This is a genomic window from Faecalibacter sp. (assembly GCF_057177045.1).
Genome location: NZ_CM169987.1, coordinates 1,003,322 through 1,024,057, shown reverse-complemented (window position 1 = coordinate 1,024,057; position 20,736 = coordinate 1,003,322). Strand labels below are relative to the sequence as shown.

The 20,736-nt window shown below is 31.1% G+C and carries 20 protein-coding genes; 18 read left to right on the top strand and 2 right to left on the bottom strand.

What is annotated here, in order from left to right; genetic code table 11:
• Window positions 1-18 precede the first annotated feature (18 nt).
• Both AC1QSP_RS04720 and AC1QSP_RS04715 read right to left on the bottom strand, forming a co-directional pair.
• Window positions 19-939, bottom strand: coding sequence for a tetratricopeptide repeat protein (locus tag AC1QSP_RS04720; protein WP_484080006.1), 921 nt, complete (start codon window positions 937-939; stop codon window positions 19-21).
• Window positions 940-1,175: 236 nt separating this feature from the next.
• A complete protein-coding gene (locus AC1QSP_RS04715; RefSeq protein ID WP_484080005.1) occupies window positions 1,176-1,763 on the bottom strand; it encodes a DUF6155 family protein in 588 nt (195 codons plus the stop codon).
• Window positions 1,764-1,944: 181 nt separating this feature from the next.
• Between AC1QSP_RS04715 and AC1QSP_RS04710 the strand changes: the two genes are divergently transcribed.
• The 18 genes from AC1QSP_RS04710 to AC1QSP_RS04625 all read left to right on the top strand — a co-directional run bounded on the left by AC1QSP_RS04710 (window position 1,945) and on the right by AC1QSP_RS04625 (window position 20,702).
• Window positions 1,945-3,534, top strand: a complete 1,590-nt coding sequence (locus tag AC1QSP_RS04710) for an IS1182 family transposase (protein ID WP_484080004.1) — start codon at window positions 1,945-1,947, stop codon at window positions 3,532-3,534.
• Between the two features lie 813 nt (window positions 3,535-4,347).
• Window positions 4,348-5,355 carry an IS110 family RNA-guided transposase gene (locus AC1QSP_RS04705; protein ID WP_484079968.1) on the top strand — a complete coding sequence of 336 codons (1,008 nt, stop codon included), beginning with the start codon at window positions 4,348-4,350 and terminating at the stop codon, window positions 5,353-5,355.
• 240 nt (window positions 5,356-5,595) lie between these two features.
• Window positions 5,596-6,102 carry a site-specific integrase gene (locus tag AC1QSP_RS04700; protein WP_484080003.1) on the top strand — a complete coding sequence of 169 codons (507 nt, stop codon included), beginning with the start codon at window positions 5,596-5,598 and terminating at the stop codon, window positions 6,100-6,102.
• An 88-nt stretch (window positions 6,103-6,190) separates the two neighbouring features.
• Window positions 6,191-6,445, top strand: a complete 255-nt coding sequence (locus tag AC1QSP_RS04695; protein ID WP_484080002.1) for a type II toxin-antitoxin system Phd/YefM family antitoxin — start codon at window positions 6,191-6,193, stop codon at window positions 6,443-6,445.
• Window positions 6,446-6,703 carry a Txe/YoeB family addiction module toxin gene (locus AC1QSP_RS04690; protein WP_114999210.1) on the top strand — a complete coding sequence of 86 codons (258 nt, stop codon included), beginning with the start codon at window positions 6,446-6,448 and terminating at the stop codon, window positions 6,701-6,703.
• Window positions 6,704-6,893: 190 nt separating this feature from the next.
• Window positions 6,894-7,223 carry an ArsR/SmtB family transcription factor gene (locus tag AC1QSP_RS04685; RefSeq protein ID WP_484080001.1) on the top strand — a complete coding sequence of 110 codons (330 nt, stop codon included), beginning with the start codon at window positions 6,894-6,896 and terminating at the stop codon, window positions 7,221-7,223.
• Between the two features lie 58 nt (window positions 7,224-7,281).
• The gene (locus tag AC1QSP_RS04680; protein WP_484080000.1) at window positions 7,282-7,749 is read left to right on the top strand and encodes a DUF6428 family protein; all 468 of its coding nucleotides are present in this window, start codon (window positions 7,282-7,284) and stop codon (window positions 7,747-7,749) included.
• A 15-nt stretch (window positions 7,750-7,764) separates the two neighbouring features.
• Window positions 7,765-8,379 carry a low molecular weight phosphatase family protein gene (locus tag AC1QSP_RS04675; protein ID WP_484079999.1) on the top strand — a complete coding sequence of 205 codons (615 nt, stop codon included), beginning with the start codon at window positions 7,765-7,767 and terminating at the stop codon, window positions 8,377-8,379.
• 1,017 nt (window positions 8,380-9,396) lie between these two features.
• Entirely contained in the window at window positions 9,397-10,083 is a 687-nt protein-coding gene (locus AC1QSP_RS04670) for a hypothetical protein (protein WP_484079998.1), read from the top strand.
• 62 nt (window positions 10,084-10,145) lie between these two features.
• Window positions 10,146-10,703, top strand: a complete 558-nt coding sequence (locus AC1QSP_RS04665; protein ID WP_484079997.1) for a hypothetical protein — start codon at window positions 10,146-10,148, stop codon at window positions 10,701-10,703.
• A 218-nt stretch (window positions 10,704-10,921) separates the two neighbouring features.
• The gene (locus AC1QSP_RS04660; RefSeq protein WP_322969519.1) at window positions 10,922-11,206 is read left to right on the top strand and encodes a helix-turn-helix domain-containing protein; all 285 of its coding nucleotides are present in this window, start codon (window positions 10,922-10,924) and stop codon (window positions 11,204-11,206) included.
• A gap of 304 nt (window positions 11,207-11,510) precedes the next feature.
• Window positions 11,511-13,853 carry a VapE domain-containing protein gene (locus AC1QSP_RS04655; RefSeq protein WP_484079996.1) on the top strand — a complete coding sequence of 781 codons (2,343 nt, stop codon included), beginning with the start codon at window positions 11,511-11,513 and terminating at the stop codon, window positions 13,851-13,853.
• Between the two features lie 753 nt (window positions 13,854-14,606).
• Window positions 14,607-15,332 (top strand): hypothetical protein, encoded by a 726-nt coding sequence (locus tag AC1QSP_RS04650; RefSeq protein ID WP_484079995.1) that lies wholly within the window; start codon window positions 14,607-14,609, stop codon window positions 15,330-15,332.
• 195 nt (window positions 15,333-15,527) lie between these two features.
• Entirely contained in the window at window positions 15,528-16,256 is a 729-nt protein-coding gene (locus AC1QSP_RS04645) for a hypothetical protein (protein ID WP_484079994.1), read from the top strand.
• Between the two features lie 306 nt (window positions 16,257-16,562).
• A complete protein-coding gene (locus AC1QSP_RS04640; RefSeq protein WP_484079993.1) occupies window positions 16,563-16,802 on the top strand; it encodes a helix-turn-helix transcriptional regulator in 240 nt (79 codons plus the stop codon).
• 31 nt (window positions 16,803-16,833) lie between these two features.
• A protein-coding gene (locus AC1QSP_RS04635) for an IS3 family transposase (protein WP_484079992.1) occupies window positions 16,834-18,191 on the top strand; the annotation gives its coding sequence in 2 pieces (ribosomal slippage) (window positions 16,834-17,169 and window positions 17,172-18,191; 1,356 coding nt in all).
• Between the two features lie 106 nt (window positions 18,192-18,297).
• Complete coding sequence (locus AC1QSP_RS04630; protein WP_484079991.1) at window positions 18,298-19,788, top strand: Eco57I restriction-modification methylase domain-containing protein; 1,491 nt, start codon at window positions 18,298-18,300, stop codon at window positions 19,786-19,788.
• Between the two features lie 5 nt (window positions 19,789-19,793).
• On the top strand, window positions 19,794-20,702 hold the full coding sequence (locus AC1QSP_RS04625) for a DUF5655 domain-containing protein (protein WP_484079990.1): 909 nt from the start codon (window positions 19,794-19,796) through the stop codon (window positions 20,700-20,702).
• Window positions 20,703-20,736: the final 34 nt, after the last annotated feature.

Below are 20,736 nucleotides of genomic sequence, written 5' to 3'. Positions count from 1 at the left end.
TGTTATGGGCAGTTTTTCTTATTTACAATGTTCATTTATTCGTTCTTTTGCATATTCCGCACCGTTTTCAAAAGCTTTATTCCAATTTTTGCAAGCTCTCTTTTTGTCTTTTAGGTTAAAGTATGTGTTTCCTAAATTAAAATAAGCTTGTTGTTTTTCTTCAGCTTCTAATTTGTCAAGTTTCAAAACAGTTTCATAGTCAGCGATTGCACCTTGATAATCTCCATTTTCGTCTTTTAATCCACCACGATTTATAAATGCACTAACAAATTTAGGAGCAATTTCGATTGCTTTGTCGTAGTCTTTGAGTGCAGATTTCCAAGTGTAAAGTTCGTTTTTCACAATGGCTCTTGAATAATAAGCGTTTGGGTCTGTTGGGTCAATTTGTATAGTCAAAGTCCAATTAAATATTGCACCGCTTAAATCTCCATTGTTGTAACACTCTAATCCTTTGTCAAAATAGTAATCTGCTTTTGAAGAGTCAATTTCAGGAAATTTTTGGTCTTTCGGGTCAAATGGTCCACCGTAAGCGTCAAGTTTTGAGTCAAATTCGTAACCACGTTTATACATATCTAAACCCCAATAAAGCAAGTTGTCCGCTGTCATTGGAATTTCATTTGTCTCACCGTTGATTTCCCACAATTTCCCGTATTTCTTTACTTCTTGAACAGTGTATGGATAATGTAACTTTATAAATTCTCCGAGTTTTTGTAAGTTTTCTTTTTTGTCTGATATAAAAGTGAAGTCCATTTTTGTTAAGCAGTTGTCTTTAAGTCCGCTTTTAACCATATTATTAAAAACGTCTTCGGCAGAAACCATTTCTTTTCCAAATCCGTCCACAAAATTGTCCCAAGTAAAAAATTTCTGTTCAATTTTCTTTTGTCCGCAAGCTGTTAAAGTTGTTAGTGAAAGTAAAAAAGTCAATATCTTATTTTTCATTCGTGGTGTCGGATTTAAAATTGCCCATAACGTTTCGGGGCTTGGCGTCAGTGGCGGAAATTGAAGCGAAAAGTTTCAATTTAGCGACACGGTAAGCAAAAGCCAATTTATTGAATAAATTTAAGAAAAAAGGCAATATAATTGGCTTTTTGCGGAATAGAAAGCCGAAACTTTAAATTTAGCCTTAACCCGCCATTTCGCCAAACCCTTGTTATAGCCAGTGGTTCTTTCAGTTGTCATTGTCCGGCCAGTTTTATTATTTTTTCGTTTTCTTGTGTTTCGTTGTTGTCGTCTTCATAATCTTCTTCGTCTTCTGTTGGATAAAAGTCAATCCAAACTTGCACTAAATAGTCGTGAAAACCCCAACCAATTCCGCTCGTGTCGTCAACAACTTTTCCAACTCGGTCTTCAAATTTGTCAAGAAGATTTTCTTTTCTCATCAAAGTCAAGCTATCAACAAAAGTTGTCGCCAAGCTTTTATAAAAAGTTTCATTGATGTCTCCGAAATCATTTGTAAATTTTACTCCTGTCTCAACGTAGCATAGCATCAAGTCAGCAAGTAATTCTGTCGATGTCCCGAGTTTTTTGAAGTCGCTAATTGCTTGTTTACCGTCTTTAAGTTTATAGTTGTAACCACGTTTAGGGTAAAACGCTTCAAATACTTTGGCCCTATATTTTTCAAAAAGTTTTCTCTCGTCTGGATTTACATAAAAGTCAAAAAACTCTTTTACTGATTTGTTCTTTTTATACAAGTCGGCAACAAGGTCAATTAGTTTGTCCTTGTCCAGTTTTTTAAGTTCTTTTTTTATGTCAGTCAGTCCCATATTTTATTTGTTATTTCGGTCGTCCTACCATTGGCTAAAACTAAATTAATTGAAAGTTTTTAGAAAAGCAATTTTGCGAGCGGAAAAAGATGGGATGAAAGTTTACTTTCAGCCCGTTTTTCGCAAATAGTATGTGCTTGTTGCACAACTATAATAACGTAAAATTTCTTAACTTGTTATTATGCAAGGCAAAAAAGAATTTACACCCCAATTATTTTACGATTTAAGTTTAGATCGATTGGTACCTTTGGATAATTACTACCGAATAATACAGCGAGAATTATCATTTGATTTTCTTTATCAAGCGACCTCAAAATATTATGGAAAAGAAGGTCAAAAAAGTATTGATCCTGTGGTCTTTTTCAAGATCTTATTGGTGGGTTATTTAAACAACATCAACAGTGATCGGGCATTGATTCGCTACTGTAGCAATTGTTTAGATGTACGTTTATTTTTAGGCTATGATTTAAATGAAGATTTACCTTGGCACTCAACCATTAGCCGAACACGTCAATTATTAGGAGAAGAAGTTTTTTTAGAATTGTTTCGTCAAGTGTTAAGTCTTTGTGTTAAAAAAGGGATGGTGCAAGGTCGTCGTCAAGCGGTGGATAGTGCATTTATCAAGGCCAATGCCAGCATGGATAGTTTGGTTGAAAAAGAAGTGTTAGAAGATGCTTCTGCTTATGTCAACGAATTAGAAGAAAATAGTGAATATAAAGTCACTTCAACACGAAAAAAGTTAGTTGAACAACACCATAATTGGAAAAAAGAAGAATTTAAAGCGATGCCAGCCGCTCGAAAAAGTGTACAAATCAATGAGGATGGCGAAGAAATTCGGCCCAAATTTTTAAGCAATCATACCCATTATAGTCCAACGGATCCGGATGCTAAAATCTCTACCAAACCAGGAAAACCGAGACAATTAAATTATGCCGGTCAATTAGCCGTAGATGATAAACACCATGTCATAACGGGCGCCTGTGCCAGTACAGCAGGGAGCAAGGACAGTGCGATTTTTTCAGAAATCATGAATCAAACCTTGGCAAATTTTAAGGGTAATGAGATGCAAATTGATCAAGTCTTGGCAGATGCAGGTTACAGCAGTGGAGAAAGTTTAGGGTATTGTGAAACCCACGGAATCGATGCTTATATTCCTAATTTTGGACAATATAAACCTGATCGCGAAGGCTTTATTTTCAACAAAGAATTAAATCAATACCAATGCATTCAAGAAGGTGGAAATCGAGCAATCTTACCCTTTAAACGTATTTTAACCGATAGTAAAGGTTACCAAAAGAAAAGTTATCGAAGCAGCGAAAAATCGTGTGCAGACTGCCCTTTAAGACCGTCATGTTGTGGAAAAGTAACAAAGTTCAAAAAAATCGAAGAAAGCATTCACAAGCCCTTATACGATCGGATGCACGAGAAAATTACCCAAAATAAACGGTATTTTAAACAGATGGTCAAGAGACGAAGTGCTACGGTAGAACCCGTTTTAGGTACTTTAATCAACCATCACAATATGAAACGCATCAATAGCCGAGGAATGGCCCAAGCGAACAAACATGTTCTCTTAGCCGCTCTTTGCTATAACTTAAAGAAATACCTGAAATTTACGCCTAAAAAATCCAAATTACTTGCCCAAATATGTGCCTTACCAAAGGTAAAGTATGGCACTCTAAAAGCAGGTCATATTGGGCTTGAAGATTTGCTTTTTTCTACCACTTTATTTTTAATTATTGAATATACTCCAAAAATAAACCTCGCTTAAAAAGGCTTAAACGAGGTCATATATGATTTTATTTTGTTGAGTTTTGAGTTGTGCAACGGTTACCTATGTTGTACGCAGTTTTTATTGTTTTGATAATTTCGTTTTGCTATTTAATAGATTGTATATTTTTTTTGTATTCTCTGAAACTTCGTTCCACTCACCAACAGAATTATATTCGCAAGTTAAAGTTGTATTTCTATCAATAAATTTTAGTTTCACGTTTCCAACATAATCGGAAGCGTTTGCGTCAGTTAATTTAGGGTTTGTAATAGAGCTAAAAATCCAATCTTTTAGACTGTCCTTTTCACTTTTATTAAGATGAATTTTTGTGTACACAGTGTCTTCAATAATATATTTTTGGGGAATATCGTAAATTCCATCATTCCAAATTATGTTTTCAACTTCAGCGCTATCGGAATTTCTTTCGACAGTAATCTTTTGAAATTGAGTAATTATTTCAAGCCTTTCCCAAAAGTTTTCTTTTTGTTTTTCTGGTTGCTTTTCACACGAAATTAAAAAAAATAGAAAAAAAGTATAATAATTCTCATTCTTTGATTTGGTTACGGTTTTTCATAAAATTGCGTACAACGAGCCGCGGCTTGGCCTTTACTTTGTTTTTTATTAAATTACTTATAAAAAAGGATTGTAGAAGTGACCTATCGGCTTGGCAAGATTTCGAGATCTATACTTCGCATTAGTCTTCTACAAATCCTTTTACAAAAGTTGATCAGCTTCAAATAGAATGAGAGACATCGAGGTCTACTAAAGGCTATAAAGTAATCAACTCCTTTTATAAATCTTAATTTCAAATGTATGAAAAAGTATTTGTATTTTATTGGTATTGATGTATCTAAATTAAAATTAGATGTAACGATTTGTAAAGAAAATGAACTTCATCAATCCCATCATTTTATCGTAACAAATGATAAAAAAGGATTAAAGGAGCTTTTACAGTTTTTAAAAAAGAGAGAAATTCACACATCAGACGTACTTTTTAGTTTTGAAGATACCGGTGTGTATTCTATGCCATTGTGTTGTTTTTTATCGGATCAAGAGTTGGATTATTGGATGATTCCAGCAATTGAAATCAAACGAAGTAAAGGACTTGTACGTGGTAAATCAGACAAAGCCGATTCGAAGGATATTGCCATTTATTCTCATACACATTTTTACAAATTGAGATTAGGTAAAATTCCAGAAAAAGATCTTTTAAAACTTCGCTTATTATTTACAGAACGTGAGAAATTACTTAAGGCCATCAAGGTTTTAGACAGTACAAAAGAAGGTATAGAATATTTACCAAAAGAGGTGTTTTCTGAGATAGAGCGCGTGAATAAATCGACCATAAATCACCTAAAGAAAGCCATTGAAAAGATAGAAAAACGAATGCAAGAAATTGTAAAAATGAATGATGAATTGCATCATCAAAATAAACTCATACAAAGTATTCCTGGCTTAGGTCCGATGACATCAATCTATTTGATATTAGTAACCAAAGGATTTACAACCTTTAAAAATTCACGTCAATTAAGTTGTTATGCTGGCGTAGCTCCGTTTGAATACAGCTCAGGAAGTTCAATCAAAGGACGAACGAAAGTAAGTCATTTTGCCGATAAAAAACTAAAATCATTGCTTAATATGTGTGCAATGAATGCAAAGAAATGTGATCCAGAATTAAAGCTCTATTACGAAAAGAAATTGGAAGAAGGGAAATCAAAAATGTTGGTTCTAAATAATATCCGATGCAAACTATTAGGAAGAGTATTTGCAGTAATCAATCGTGGATCTGCTTATGTAAATATTCAAAAATTTGCAGCATAAAAAAATAGAAAAAAAACATAAAAAAAACATAAAAAAGGTTTGTTTTTATCCATAGAATGCGAAGTGCGGGCTTGAATTGAGCGAAAGTTCAATTTAGACCGAGACGTAGCCAAAGCTGTGAGCCTTTTGGTAAATTTAATAAAAAAACAAAAGCAATCAGCTTTTGGCGAATAAAAAGGCGAGAAGTTCAATTTAGCACTTAATCCCGCATTTTGCCAAGCCGATGTATTCTTTCGCGATATGTTTATTTTCAGCTGTTATGCAGGAGGATTACGCTTTAGCGATGTCGTAACTTTGCAATGGAAAAACTACAACGAAACAGAACAACGCATCAGTTTAGACATCCGAAAAACGCACCGCTCTCACCAATTCAAAATCGGTAAAACGGCCATCGAAATACTAAAGAAATACAAAACCGAAAATTCTCAACCGGAAGATTTTATTTTTCCGGTTATTCAAGACGATGATTTCTTTTTAAAGACCAGAGAATACCAAGCCAAATACATTTCCAACAAAAATGCATTATGCGGGCAGAAACTGCGTCGAATGGGGAAAGAATTAGAGTTTCCATTTACGTTACAATTTCACCTGAGCCGTCACACTTTTGCAACCCAAGCACTTGCTAACGGGATGCGTATTGAGTGTGTTTCGAAGCTTCTCGATCATTCAGATATCGGAATCACCCAAATTTATGCGAAGATCGTCAACGACGAATTAGACAAAGCCGTCGAGCAATTCATTGAATAGTAAATGTTTATTTTAAAATGATGGATGAAAATAGATTTTGAAAATCAAAATATTGTACATATATTTGTACATAATAAAATACAAGATTATGTTAATAGCAAGTGTTTCAGATTTCAGAAAAGATATTAAATCTTACTTAGATAGAGTTTCAAAGAATTTTGAAACCTTAATCATCAACAGAGGGAAAGATTCTGGTATTGTGGTCATGTCATTAGAAGAGTACAATTCTTTAATGGCTACAAATCACGAATTATCCTCTCGTATCAATGAATCAAGATTAGATGCTGCCATTGAAAAATTAAAAAGTGATCAATCCTTTGAAAGAGAATTAATCGAAGAATAGATGAAATATATTTTCGTAGATGAGTCTTGGGAAGATTATTTATTTTGGCAAAAAACCGATAAGAAAAAAGTAAAGCGAATCAATGATTTATTGAAAGATATTTCACGTACTCCTTTTACTGGTATAGGGAAACCAGAGCCATTAAAACATAAATATTCAGGGTTTTGGTCACGTAGAATAGATGAAGAACATCGTTTAATTTACAAGTACGAAGACGGTCAGATATTAATAGCAAAGTGCCGTTTTCATTACGATTAAATAATTAATTTCAAACGTATAAATAAAAATAGAATTCTGTTGGGTTGAAAAACTTAACAGAATTTTTTTTTATCCTAAAATCGTAAACGAAGAATTAGACAAAGTTGTAGAGCAATATATGGAATAATTAACATAAAAATTTTTATTATCCCTAAAACATATCGTAATATTGCAATGATAATTTTTTAGAATGGGAACAACTAAATCGGAAATCTTTACGGACGAGCAAAATAAACTAGCTACTTTGTTCAAAGTATTAGGACATCCAGCTCGAGTGGCTATCCTTCAGTATATCATCAAACAAAATGCCTGTATTTGTACAGATCTTGTGGATGAACTTGGCTTAGCACAAGCTACGATTTCTCAACACTTAAAAGAACTTAAGAAAATCGGAATCATTCAAGGTTCTATTGAAGGGAAATCTGTTTGCTATTGTATTGATGAAAAGGTTTGGGCTTCGATTCAAAATGAATTTTCGTGTTTTTTTAATCAAAATGTAAAAATAGAGAAATGCTGTTAAGGCATTTTTTTAAAATCAATCATCGTAATATTACGATTAATATAATATTTTAAATAAAATGAAACTTTCTGAAATCAAAGAAATTCTACCAACATTAGAGAATGTTGAATTTCAATTAGAGGATGGTACTTTTGTACCAGAACATTTCCACGTGACTGAAGTGGGAGAAATCACAAAGAAATTTATTGATTGTGGTGGAGTCATGAGAAATGAAAAAGTGGTGAACTTCCAATTGTGGAATGCAGACGATTATGAACATCGTTTAAAGCCAGGAAAATTATTAAACATTATTCGTTTATCCGAAAATAAATTAGGGATCGAAGACGCCGAAATTGAAGTAGAATATCAATCGACTACAATTGGGAAATACGATTTACAATTTAATGGAAAACATTTCATTTTAAAAAATAAAAAAACGGCTTGTCTAGCGGAAGATGCTTGTGGTATTCCTGTTGCAACACAAAATAAATTTAGAGTAATAGAAGAAAAATCTTCTTGTTGTACACCTAATTCTGGATGTTGTTAGGCAGAATTTTTTATAATGAACAAAGCATTAAAAAATACAGTAGAAGAAATTCTAAAAATCAAGACAATAAGTGACCAAAGGTATGCAATTTTGCAACCTTTGGTTGCTTATATTCAAGAAAAAGTAAATGATAACCAAACTATAAATCTCAACTTCATTTGTACACACAATTCTCGAAGAAGTCATTTAGCACAAGTATGGGCACAATTTGCTTCATATTTTTATAAGGTTCAAAATGTAAATTGTTATGCTGGAGGAACTGAAGAAACAGCATTGTTTCCAAAAGTAGTTGAAACGCTAATCAATCAAGGCTTTCAAATCTTTAAAATCGCAGATAGTAATAATCCAATTTATGCCATAAAATTCGATGAGAATAGTTTACCAATTATTGGTTTTTCTAAAAAGTATGATGATGCTTATAATCCAGTTTCAAACTTTGCTGCTATACTTACTTGCTCGCAAGCAGATGAGGGTTGCCCCTATATTCCAGGAGCAGAAAAACGAATTACAATAACTTACGAAGATCCTAAAATTTCGGATGGTACAACCGAACAAGCAGAAGTTTACCATCAACGTAGTATTCAAATTGCTACCGAAATGATGTTTGTCTTCTCTCAAATTACGGTATAAAAATGCCCCCATATTTAAAAATTTTTAGATAGATACCTAACCTTTCAACGTAGAAAGTAGAATACACTCTTTAAGCATCACCATAAATTAAAGCATGTACAAACGCAAATATTTTTAAAAATATGTACGTCTTTTTTTTCTAATTGTACGTGATTTTAAAAATATGTACGTCATTTTTTCTAATTGTACGTGATTTTAAAAATATGTACGTCTTTTTTTCTAATTGTACGTGATTTTAAAAATATGTACGTGTTTTTTTCTAAGTGTACGCGATTTTGAAAATATGTACGTGTTTTTTTCTAAGTGTACGCGATTTTGAAAATATGTACGTCTTTTTTTCTAATTGTACGTGATTTTAAAAATATGTACGTCTTTTTTTCTAATTGTACGTGATTTTTAAAAATTGTACGTCTTTTTTTATAAGTGTACGCGATTTTAAAAATATGTACGTCCATTTTCCCAAATGCAATACATGGAGTAAAAATGCAATATCGTTCATAAGCGACATATTTTGGCTTGATTACCATTTACTTTAGAATAAATTACGAAAAACAAAATGCGAACAAAGTTGACATATGTATTCATCAATAAAATTCAAATTAGCTTTATTTATCACATTTGAGAAGCGAAACAAATCATTGACATTTTTATATATAATGTAAACAAAGTTTGCTTTTTGTGAAAAATAACGAATTAAAATTGATGAAAATATAGATTTAAGTTATTGGTTTTCTTTTTTTTTGCGTAAACTAAAACTATGTATAAAAGTAAATTTAAAATCAAAGTTTAATTTTTATGATGGATTATCTTAACATTCAAGAAGTAGGATTTAACGAGATCACTTTACTTAAATCATCAGATGAATCCAACAGCATTTTTGACATGAAATCCGATGATGATTTTTCCAATCTTCGTTATTGCACTTCAATTATTTAGAAGCTTTTAGAAATTTCGATTTCAGATGTACTCAATTTTATTTACCATCACGTTCAAATGGTCATTCAAAAACTGATTTGGTTGGATCAGTTTGAAAAACTCATTGCTGCAAACGAAAAGATATTTCGTAAGACTAAAATTGTAGCCAAAATGATGAAGATTTATACGTCTATCGAAAGTAAACGTGTTAAACTCAAACTGCTTTCATCGGTAAATGTGACGACCAGACCAAAAGCCAAGTTCATTAATGCCGAATCCGAAGAACGTTATTTTTCATTTCATCAAACTTCCAAAAAGTTAGAACAGATGGAGGATTATTGTGAACAGATTCTATTTCTGACACAGGAAAAGCACGAATATGAACAAGCTGTATTGGAATTTGAGAACAAGAAACTGGAGAACTTCGCGATTCAATGCCAAAAGAAAATTGAGCATCTGCAACATATGCGCAAACTGAAAGACGAGTTAATGCAAGCCGAATTAAAAGCGGCTCATCAAAAAGCAGATTTCAAGAAATTGCAATTCAATGGCAACGTCAATCAGCTAGTCGATATCTTTTACCAACTATCAAGAGAATTATTTGTCGATGGCAAATCTTTTCTCGATGGCGAACTCAATGATATTGCAAAAGTCATCGTAGCAAGTTTCGTGGATAAAGATGGAAACGACCTTAGTTTAAAAACCGTTCGTACCATTCTCACACCCTCCAGAGAAGATAAAAGGCCAAACGGAGACAAACGAATTGAAATAGAAGATATAGTAAATTGATATTTTTGCAATAATTCTTAATAGTTTATATATTCGTTTTTATTTAATTATTTAATTTTGATATGAAAAAATTATTATTACCATTTGCGTTTATTTTATTAAATGTAAATGCTTTTGCTCAAAATGTTGAAGAACCTGAATTTGTTGGAGAAGCTATTTATTTAAAAAACGATGATTCATATGTTAATTTAGAAAAAAGTTTAACTCAAACAAGAACTGTTGCCTCAACAGGGTTAATAATGACGGGAATAGGAAAAGTGAGACAACAAATTCAGATTGAGGGATGTTGTTCTAAAACTTTAATTAAAAAGAATGAAGATGTAAGATTTATTATTAGAAATATTGATAATAATACTGATCCTATGGCTGTTATTCAAGTTTTCAAATTTGAACAAAAGAAAAAATATAGAAGGGCAGAATTATCAGCAATTAGTTCTTTAGGATCATCTAAAAGTAACAATTTAGAGTATGTTTCTTTTGTTGGTAAGAAATATGGTCAAAGTTCTTATTTAATTAAATTATCCGTTAGCGAACCAGGTGAATATGGTATAATTGTTTCTAATCCTAATACATTGAATGAAACACAAACTGTAGTTTCAACATTTACAATTGTAGATTAATTACAAAATAAATAAAATCCTAATCCTAACTTCCGAGTTAGGATTTTTTTTGCTCCAAAAAGTCTTACGACCACCATAAGACCTTGAAGACAACATCACCTATTATCCCTTTATTCAAGCGATTTTCAAAAAAAAATAGTCTTATAAGACCAACATAAGACCAAGCGACTTTTTTTCATCCATTTCCTTTGCTTCAGAATTTTAAAACACAAAAAAATATGGAAGCAATTATTTTAACAAAAGATCAATACGATGCAATCGTAAATCAATTAGAGGAAATCAAAAAGAAGCTAAACAAAGCCTTGTCTTCAAAGCAAGACACATTTATGGACAACCAAGAATTCATCATGCTGATGAAAATCTCGAAACGTACGGCCCAAACCTGGCGAGACGAAGGTAAAATCTCCTTCTGCCAAGTCGGAAGCAAAATCTACTACAAAATGTCCGACGTCGAAAAGCTACTAAACGAACACTACAACAAAGCATTTTCTAACAAACGCTAAAAAAAAATAGAGTATCGGCATCTAAATCAAACTGGCATAACAATTCGCAGACGAGCGTCAATCCATTGAGAGAAGCGCAAAAATGTTTACCGACTGAAAGGAGTGATTTAAACATTTTAGTGTAACGAAATGAAGATTGACCGTCGAGAATTGAAGCCTTGATCTTTTGGTTCGTTTTGGATCAAGCCAAAATGAACATAATAATAGCTAACATCTCAAATGTTTTTGTGTCAAGACAAGAACCAAAGTAGAGAACAGTCTATTCAAACGTAAAACTTATAACGTAGAACATAAAACGTAAACAATGAAATTCACCTTATTCCAAAACTTCAACGAAGTCATCAACACAGTTCCAGTAGAACAAATCGTCACAGAAATCAAAGAAGGAACATACAAAAGCCAAATCCTGTACTTGCGCAAATCCTTAGAACAAGGCAAGATGGAACCTTATGAAAAAGCAAAGAAATCACTATTGGCTTTTACACCAAGTGCCACATTCAAAGGCGGTCGAAAATTAGACTACCTTCAAAATTACAACCAAATCATTGTACTGGATATTGATAAAGTCGAACAAAAAAAGTTAGCCGAAATCAAACAAAAAGCCATCGAATTAAGTACAACATTTGTCGCTTTTATCAGTCCATCCAACAACGGATTAAAGCTGTTCATCAAGGTTTCAACGTACCAAGACGAACACAAAAACACGTACAACATTGTAAAAGAATTTTACGAAAAAGAGTTACAAATCGAAATTGACAAATCCGGAAAAGACATTACCAGGCTATGCTTCTACTCCTACGATCCAGAAATCTTTTTCAACCCAAATGCAGATATATTTCTGGTCACTGAGCGAAGCCGAAGTGCAGAACCTCATTCGTCTTGTCATTTCGAGCTTGTCGAGAAATCTAATTCAGTTAGTCATCCTGAACTTGTTTCAGGATCTCATCACGCTCGTCATCCTTTTCAAAATAGCTCCCCAGAACAGGTCACTGAGCGTAGTCGAAGTGCAGGATCTCATCAAATGAGTAACACCCAAAACCCACAACCCCAAACCCACAACTCCAATGAAACACATCGAAACAATACACAGAATAGTTTTAAAGAAACGTATCAAACCCCATTTACACCAGATACAAATACGCTCATTGAACATTGCGTCAGATTCACAAAACAGAAAATGGATTATGTCGAAGGAAACCGAAATAACTTTGTACATCAATTAGCGTGTAACCTAAACCGAAAAGGAATCAGTTATGCAGAAGCATTAGGTTTCATTTTATCCGATTACAATTACAACGAAATAGAAGTAATGAACGCAGTAAAAAGTGCGTACAACAATACACACGAATTTGGCACAGATAAGGAGTATAAAACACCAAAAACAAATGCTAAACGTTCCCTGAGCGGAGTCGAAGGGAGCGAAGTCGAAGGGGATGATGACGAAGAAAAACCTGCTGCCATAGAACGCTTAGAAATGTTCCTAAATAAAAGGTACAACTTTAGGTACAATATTGTAACTGGCAAACTGGAATACCGTAATATAACCAAAAGAAATTCCTCCCCATTGGGGAGGTCAGGTGGGGCTTTTAAGCCTATAACCGACTTTGTAGAAAACTCCATATTAAGAGAAGTTCTAAAAGCAAAAGTGAAATGCAGCATTCAAGGTTTACGCTATTTATTGCTATCGGATTATGTGGAACAATTTGATCCATTCAAAGAGTATTTTTCATCCTTACCAGAGATAAATCAAGAAGTCGATTACATCACCGAATTAGCAAATACCATCACAACAACCAATCAAGAATTATGGTTAGAGTGTTTTAAAAAATGGTTTATCGCCATGGTGGCTTGTGTAACAAATGAAAAAGTAGTCAATCAAACAGTAATTGTATTCAGTGGGAAACAAGGAATAGGAAAAACAACCTGGATGGAAAAGTTAGTTCCTAAGCCATTAAAAGAGTATTTATTTTCTGGAACAATTAATCCGAACAACAAAGACACACTAATTCATTTAGCTGAATGTATGCTCATCAACCTAGACGAATTAGAAAACCTAAACAAAACTGAAATAGGATCATTAAAAGAAATCATTACCAAATCCCATATCCGAATGAGAAAAGCATACGGACACAACAACGAAACATTACCTCGTAGAGCTTCATTTGCAGGAAGTGTTAATACAGCACAATTCCTAAATGATACCACAGGTTCTCGTCGTTTCTTATGTTTCGAGGTCGAATACATCGAATATCATCATAATGTCAATTTAGACAACTGTTACAAACAAGCATTACAACTAATTGATGATGGTTTCCGATTCTGGTTCAACAACGAAGAAATTAAAGCCATCAACGAAAACAACGAGAAATACCAAATCAAATCTCCAGAAGAAGAATTGCTACTAACGTGGTTCGAAAAAGCCGACAGAGAAACAGCAACAGCTTTTCTCAACACCACACAAATAGCTACAAGGTTAGCCTATTTCGGTAACATCAACATCAACAATTCAACCGTCAGTCAGTTAGGAAAAGCATTAAAGAAATTAGGCTTTTTAAGAGTTACAAAAGGTAAAAATTATGTGTATGCCGTAAAGGAAAAAGATTATGACCAAGTACAAAAAGAGTCTAAAATTTTAGATGAAGAATAAATTCGGCATTTAAAACGATACCGTTAAGAAAATGAATATTGAGTAGGACAAGAATAAATTACCGACTTTAAGGAGCGATTTAATTTATTCCCGAATCAATATTCACTTTTAGGTTAATCGTTTTATAGCCTTGACTTTTTTGTTTCGTTTTTGTGTCAAGACAAATCCATAGGATTCATGAATACAATATTTATAAAATAATAAAGCCATGAATAAAAATGAAAGTAAACAATTTTAGTTCGTTTTAGATCACGACAAAATGAATTTAAATAAGGGAATTTAAGTTTACTGATGACAAAAAAATGACTTAAATTTTATTCAAAATGATCTTACGGAAGATAAAACCCAAACAAGTGAATTTTTCATCCCATTACTTTACACTTCATCATTTTTCACGCCGTAACTTCCGTAACTTATTTTCACCAAAAAAGAAAATTGTAAAATCACCAAAATAAAAAAACTGTCCTCATCGGCTAAAAACTACGCATAGGAGAACATATCGTTCTCCTTTTTGCATTCTTTTCTTCGTTTAAAACTTTTTTTTTCAAACCTCAAAAAACAAAAAAATCTTTTTGCTCAATTTTACTTACGGAAGCTACGGAAGCGTTAAATATCAAGAATTATTATAAAGATTCTTTTGTTAAAATTTAGTAACTGATGATACAACTTTATTATTTAATATACTTTATTGATAATGTTTGTATATTCGTTAATACAAAAGTTAGTGGCAAGCTTTCAAGAAACCAACTAAATATGAAAGAAGATAAACAAGATTTAATCACGAAAAGTATTACAGACAAAAAAGATGCTAAAAACATTTTATTCAAATTATGGAATGACTCAGTTATTAGTCAAATAATAGCAAGTGGTTTGTTAATCTTGATTCCTATTTTTACAGCGTTTATTGTTAAATTCCTAGATTATAAAAATATAAAAACTCTTTTTCAAGACTTTCTTAGGTTAGAAGTTAAATTATATATTCTATTATTAATTTCAATAATTTTAATATTATTATATTTCTTGTATTTAAAATTCATAAAAAATAAGAATGCTGTTGAAAAAAATATTCTAAACGAAAAAGTTGGATTTTATAGATTTGGAGATTTAAATAATATTCTTTTAACAACAGAAATTGAACTACCTGATGAATTGGCATTTAAAGCTGGCACAAAGAATTTAAATCTTCTGACAGCATTTGAAATATTCCTACCATATTTTAATTCAGGAATAGATTGGGATCATCCTACATCAGAAGGCTCATTTATATATTATAATTTAGGACCAACACTAATGTCATATGGTTTATGTGAAAAAATTCCATCTTTATCTAACAACACGGATGGAAATATAAATAGCTATGAATTTCAAACTTCAGCTAATGGTTATAAATTTTTTGCACTACTTGAAACCATAGATAGAATAAGAAACTCAAAAGCGTATATGACTGAATTCGAAAACAAAAACAAAGCCAGCCACTAACAAAGGTTTGGCGCAATGGCGGGTTAAGGCTTAAATTGAAGTTTCGGCATTCTATTTCGCAAAAAGCCAATTATATTGACTTTTTTCTTAAATTTATTCAATTAATTGGCTTTTGCTTACCGTGTCGCTAAATTGAAACTTTTCGCTTCAATTTCCGCCACTGACGCCAAGCCCAGAAACGTTAGCGGAAATTGTATGGAAAACTTATCTGAAGAATTTGAAGATATTATTATTAGTTACTTTGAAGAAATTAGTGATTTCATTACTAAATCTAATACTTCTAGAATTAATTCAAGTAAGAAATATAAAACTGAAGAATCAAAAATTGATAAACTTTCAGATTTGAGAATTCTTATAGATGGCTTATTCCTTAAAATTTCAAAAAATTTTTATACTCCAACCAAAGAAATAAATGATAATATATCTTATCAAATAAGTATTTGCGCTTCTTTTTTAAGGACACATTTTTTAATTAATAAATTAATAATGGAAGGTGACATTATTGAAGCAACTACATTAATTAGAAAGCAATTAGAAGCATCAACAAGATTTTCAGAGCTTGAGAAAAAAGAACTTATTAAGTTAACAAAAAAAACTCCAAACGTTAATAACGAATCTAAAGGAGCAACAAAAGAACTATATTCAACTCTATCCGAAATTGCACATACAGGAAGTTTAGATGTAGCAAACCTAATAACAATAATAGACGAAAATGAAGATGTAGCAAGAGCAAATATATTTCCGTTTTTTAGTACGGATAGTCTTCAATGCTATAAATTTCAAGCTTATATTTCCTTTAATTTTTTAGGTAAATATCTTCTTTTTACTAAAAAAATATATCCAGAAAATAATATAGATCAAGAAATGAAAATGTTTGTCATTTTACACAAACTAATAAATGATGTATCATTATTCAAAGATTAATAACAACTTCTGCTAACACCAGTAACCGTTGCACAACTCAAAACTCAACAAAAATAAAATCAAATACAACCTCGTTTAACTTTTTTAAACGAGTTTTTTTATTAGTTAAATTCCCTCCAAAAACAAAAATTTCTTTTTACTGAAATTTGCTTACTTAGATTAATTTCCCCAGAAATTCGATTAGTTAAACATCAAATATCCTACCGTTTACTTCTATTAAAAAAGATTAAAATTAATTTCAATTTTCTACTCAACTACTTATTTAATTCAATAAATTAGCATCATATGCGTATTAATTAATACAGAATGAAAATCAACAGATTAAAAATTGTATTAGCTGAAAAAGATAAAACGAGTAAGTGGTTATCTTATGAGTTAGGCAAAAGCGAAAGCACAATATCAAGATGGTGTACTAACGAAATTCAACCTTCATTAGAAACTTTAGTTACGATAGCAACTATTTTAGATATTGATGTTAAAGAATTATTGTATTCAACTAAATGTAAATCGTCAGCAAAAAGTGGACATCTAAGACCTAAAATTTAAGGTAGTGTTTTTAAAAGCATTAACTTTAATTATGGCAACATCCAAAAAATCCACTCCAGAGAAATATGTAAAAGATATTCGTCAAAATACAAGACGAATATTTACAGCGGAACAAAAGATTTTAATTGTCATGGAAGCTTTACGAGCAGAAACTTCCATAGCTGAACTTTGTAGAAAATATAGCATTAGTCAATCTCAATATTATAAGTGGAATAAAGAATTTCTAGAAGCTGGTAAAAAGCGATTATCTGGTGACATTACTCGAGAAGCTACAAGTGATGATGTCAGTGAATTACGCAAAGAAAACCAGCGTTTAAAAGAGATTGTAGCTGATTTGGTTGTACGTTATGATATCGTAAAAAAAACTTTGAACTCGTTGGATTAAAAACAAAATTCAAGAAATATATGCGATTATCAGCAAGTGAAAAACACGAAATTATACAGATTGTAACTCGTTCTGAAATTGGAGTTAAACGAACTTTAGCGGAATTTGGAATTGCACGGAGTACCTTCTATAAATGGTACTCAAATTATTTAGAAAATGGATTTGAAGGTTTAGAATCAAAAAATTATTCAACCCATCGAAAATGGAATAGTATACCTGATTCTCAGAAGGATTTAATTGTAGAATTAGCGTTGGATTATCCTGAATTATCTGCTAGAGAACTGGCTTTTAAAATGACCGATGAATTAGGGATTTATATCTCAGAATCGAGTGTTTATCGGATATTGAAGCAGAGAGATTTAATTCCAGCACCCAATCATATTTTAATTTCAGCCGCAAACGAATTTAAAGATAAAACTAATTTTGTTCATCAAATGTGGCAGACTGATTTTACTTATTTTAAAATTATAGGATGGGGATGGTATTATTTAAGCACGATTTTAGACGATTACAGTCGATATATTATTCATTGGGAATTATGCAGTTCGATGAAGGCAGAAGACGTAAAAAGAACTGTAAAAACAGCAATTGAAAAAGCGAAATTAAAGACGAAACAGAAACCAAAATTACTATCAGATAATGGCCCTTGTTATGTGTCAAGTGAATTAAAAGATTACTTGAAAAATACGCAAAAAATGGAGCATGTTAGAGGTAAACCACTACACCCGCAAACCCAAGGGAAAATCGAAAGGTATCACAGGACAATGAAAAATGTAGTAAAATTAGATCATTATTACCATCCTGATGAGCTGATTGAAGCCTTGAATAAGTTTGTAGAAAATTATAACAATTGCAGGTGTCATGAGGCTTTGAACAATCTCACACCTGCCGATATATATTTTGGTAGAGCAGATAGAATTCTAGAACGAAGAGCAATTATTAAACAACAAACAATCGCAAAAAGAAGACAATTGTATTTTCAAGAAAAAATAATAAATTTATAAACCAAACACTCTCTTAATTTTTAGAAAGAAGTGTCTCATTTATTTTGACAACATACATACAAGAATATTAAATAATTTGGGATTAAATATTAAAATTCTTACTTTATTGAATGATAATATTAACCCTTTTATTCTTAAAGAATTAGATTATAAAATACATAATATAAATTCTTTAGCCAATGATGATCGTCTATCTGAACTTGATCGTGCAACAATTGCTTTAAATAAATTTAGTAGATTATCCGATTCAGAAGTAGTCACACCTAAAAATGTAGCTAAATCAATACTAGAATTAATTCCTGAAGCAAGTGTAAAAACTGATTATAAAATATTAGATATAGCAAGTAAACAAGGTGAATTTGTTTATGCTGCATTTGAGAAATTTGGTAAAGATGTAGCAAACAATTTTTACTCTATCCCTACATCTAACATTGCTTATGAATTTACACGTAAAGTTTATACTTTATTAGGGCTAGATATTAATAAAATAGAAAAAAATTACTCATCATACGATTTGTTAAATAGAGATGATATTGTAATCAATAATGAAATTAAAATAAATAATTCAGCAATGAAATTTGATGCTATTGTTGGTAATCCTCCTTATCAAGAGAAAGATGGTGGCGCAGGTGCAAGTGCTTTACCAATCTATAATTTGTTTGTAGATATTGCTAAAAGTATAAATCCTCAATATATATCTATGATTATTCCTACAAGATGGTTTTCTGGTGGGAAAAATTTAAATGAGTTTAGAAATGAAATGTTAAATGATATTCATATATCAGAATTGCACGATTTTCTAGATCCAAAAATGCTTTTCAAAGAAACTAACAATAGAGGTGGAATATGCTACTTTTTATGGGATAAAAACTATAATAACACAGTTGATTTAATCAAAATTTCAACATATAAATCAGATATACCAAGAATAAACTATCGTTTGTTAAAGAATGATGATAATGACATCTATATTCGTCATCAAGAAGCATTAGAAATAATTTCTAAAATAAAATCAGATTCAAATTTTGAATCTTTTGAAAGTATTGTATCTGCTAGAAAGCCTTTCAATATAGAAAGTAACATTATTAAGAAAACTGATGTATTTATAGATACGAAATTAGACGAAAATTATATAAAATGTTATGGTAAGGGTAAAAAAATTGGTTATATAAAAACAGATTTAGTTACTAAAAATGCAGATTGGATAAATAAATTTAAAGTATTTACACCGAGAGCAAATAATATTGGCACAGAATTACAAGATGATAACCTTAATACATTTATAGGTGAGCCTGGATCTGTTTGTACTGAAGCATATATGTTTTTTGGAGTAAATTTAAATTTAGATTTAACTTCAAGTGAAAATTTATGTAAATATGTTTCTACTAAATTTAGTAGATTTTTGCATAGCTTATCTAAAGCAAGTCATGATGCAACAAGTAAAACATATAAGTTTATACCTGTTCAAGACTTTACAGAAAATTCTGACATTGATTGGACAAAAGATCTTAGTAATATCGACTTACAATTGTATGAAAAATATAAATTATCAAATGAAGAAATTCAGTTTATTGAAGAATCTATAAAACCTATGTAATCAATATGTTTATATATAAGAATTCTAAAGAAAATTTTTCAAGATTAAACGAAAAGCATTTTAAACTTGAAAAGGATATTCAAATATTATTTGAATCAAACTTAGGTTTATTAACAGGATTAAAGTTTATAAAATCTGAATTTACTATAAAAAGTAACCGTATTGATACATTGGCATTTGATGAAGAAAGTAAATCTTTTGTAATAATTGAATACAAGCGAAGTCAAAATTACTCTGTCATTGATCAAGGTGTTTCGTATTTAAATTTACTGCTTGAATATAAAGCTGATTTTATTGTTGAATATAATGAAACTCAAAGCGAAAATTTAAAACGTAATGATGTTGATTGGTCACAAACTAGAATCATTTTTGTATCACCTTCATTTACTGAATTTCAAAAGCAATCTTCAAACTTTAAGGATTTGTCTATAGAATTATGGGAAATTAAACAGTTTGAAAATGATTTAATTATTGTAAATCCAATAAAAAAATCAAAGTCGGCTCCAAGTATTAAGCAAGTACAACAAAATGAAGATTCGGAAATTTCTAAAATTGCTAAGGAAATTAAAGTATATACAGAAGAAGAACACTTAGAAGGAAAAAATGATGATATAATTGAATTATACGAATCTTATAAAGAAGCAATTTTAAAACTATCTACTGATATTGAAATTGAACCTAAGAAAATGTATATAGCATTTAAAAAAGGGAAAAATGTAGTAGACATTCGTATTCAACAGAAAAATTTAATTTTCTGGATTAATATGAAAAAAGGAACTTTAGATGATCCTAAAAATATAGTGATTGATTGTTCAAGCAAAGGACATTATGGGAATGGTGATTATGAACTCTCTATTTCCGATACTAACAATCTAGAATATATCATGAGTTTAATCAAACAAGCAATTATATAAATTCTAATTATTTAAATAAAACACTCATTTTGAG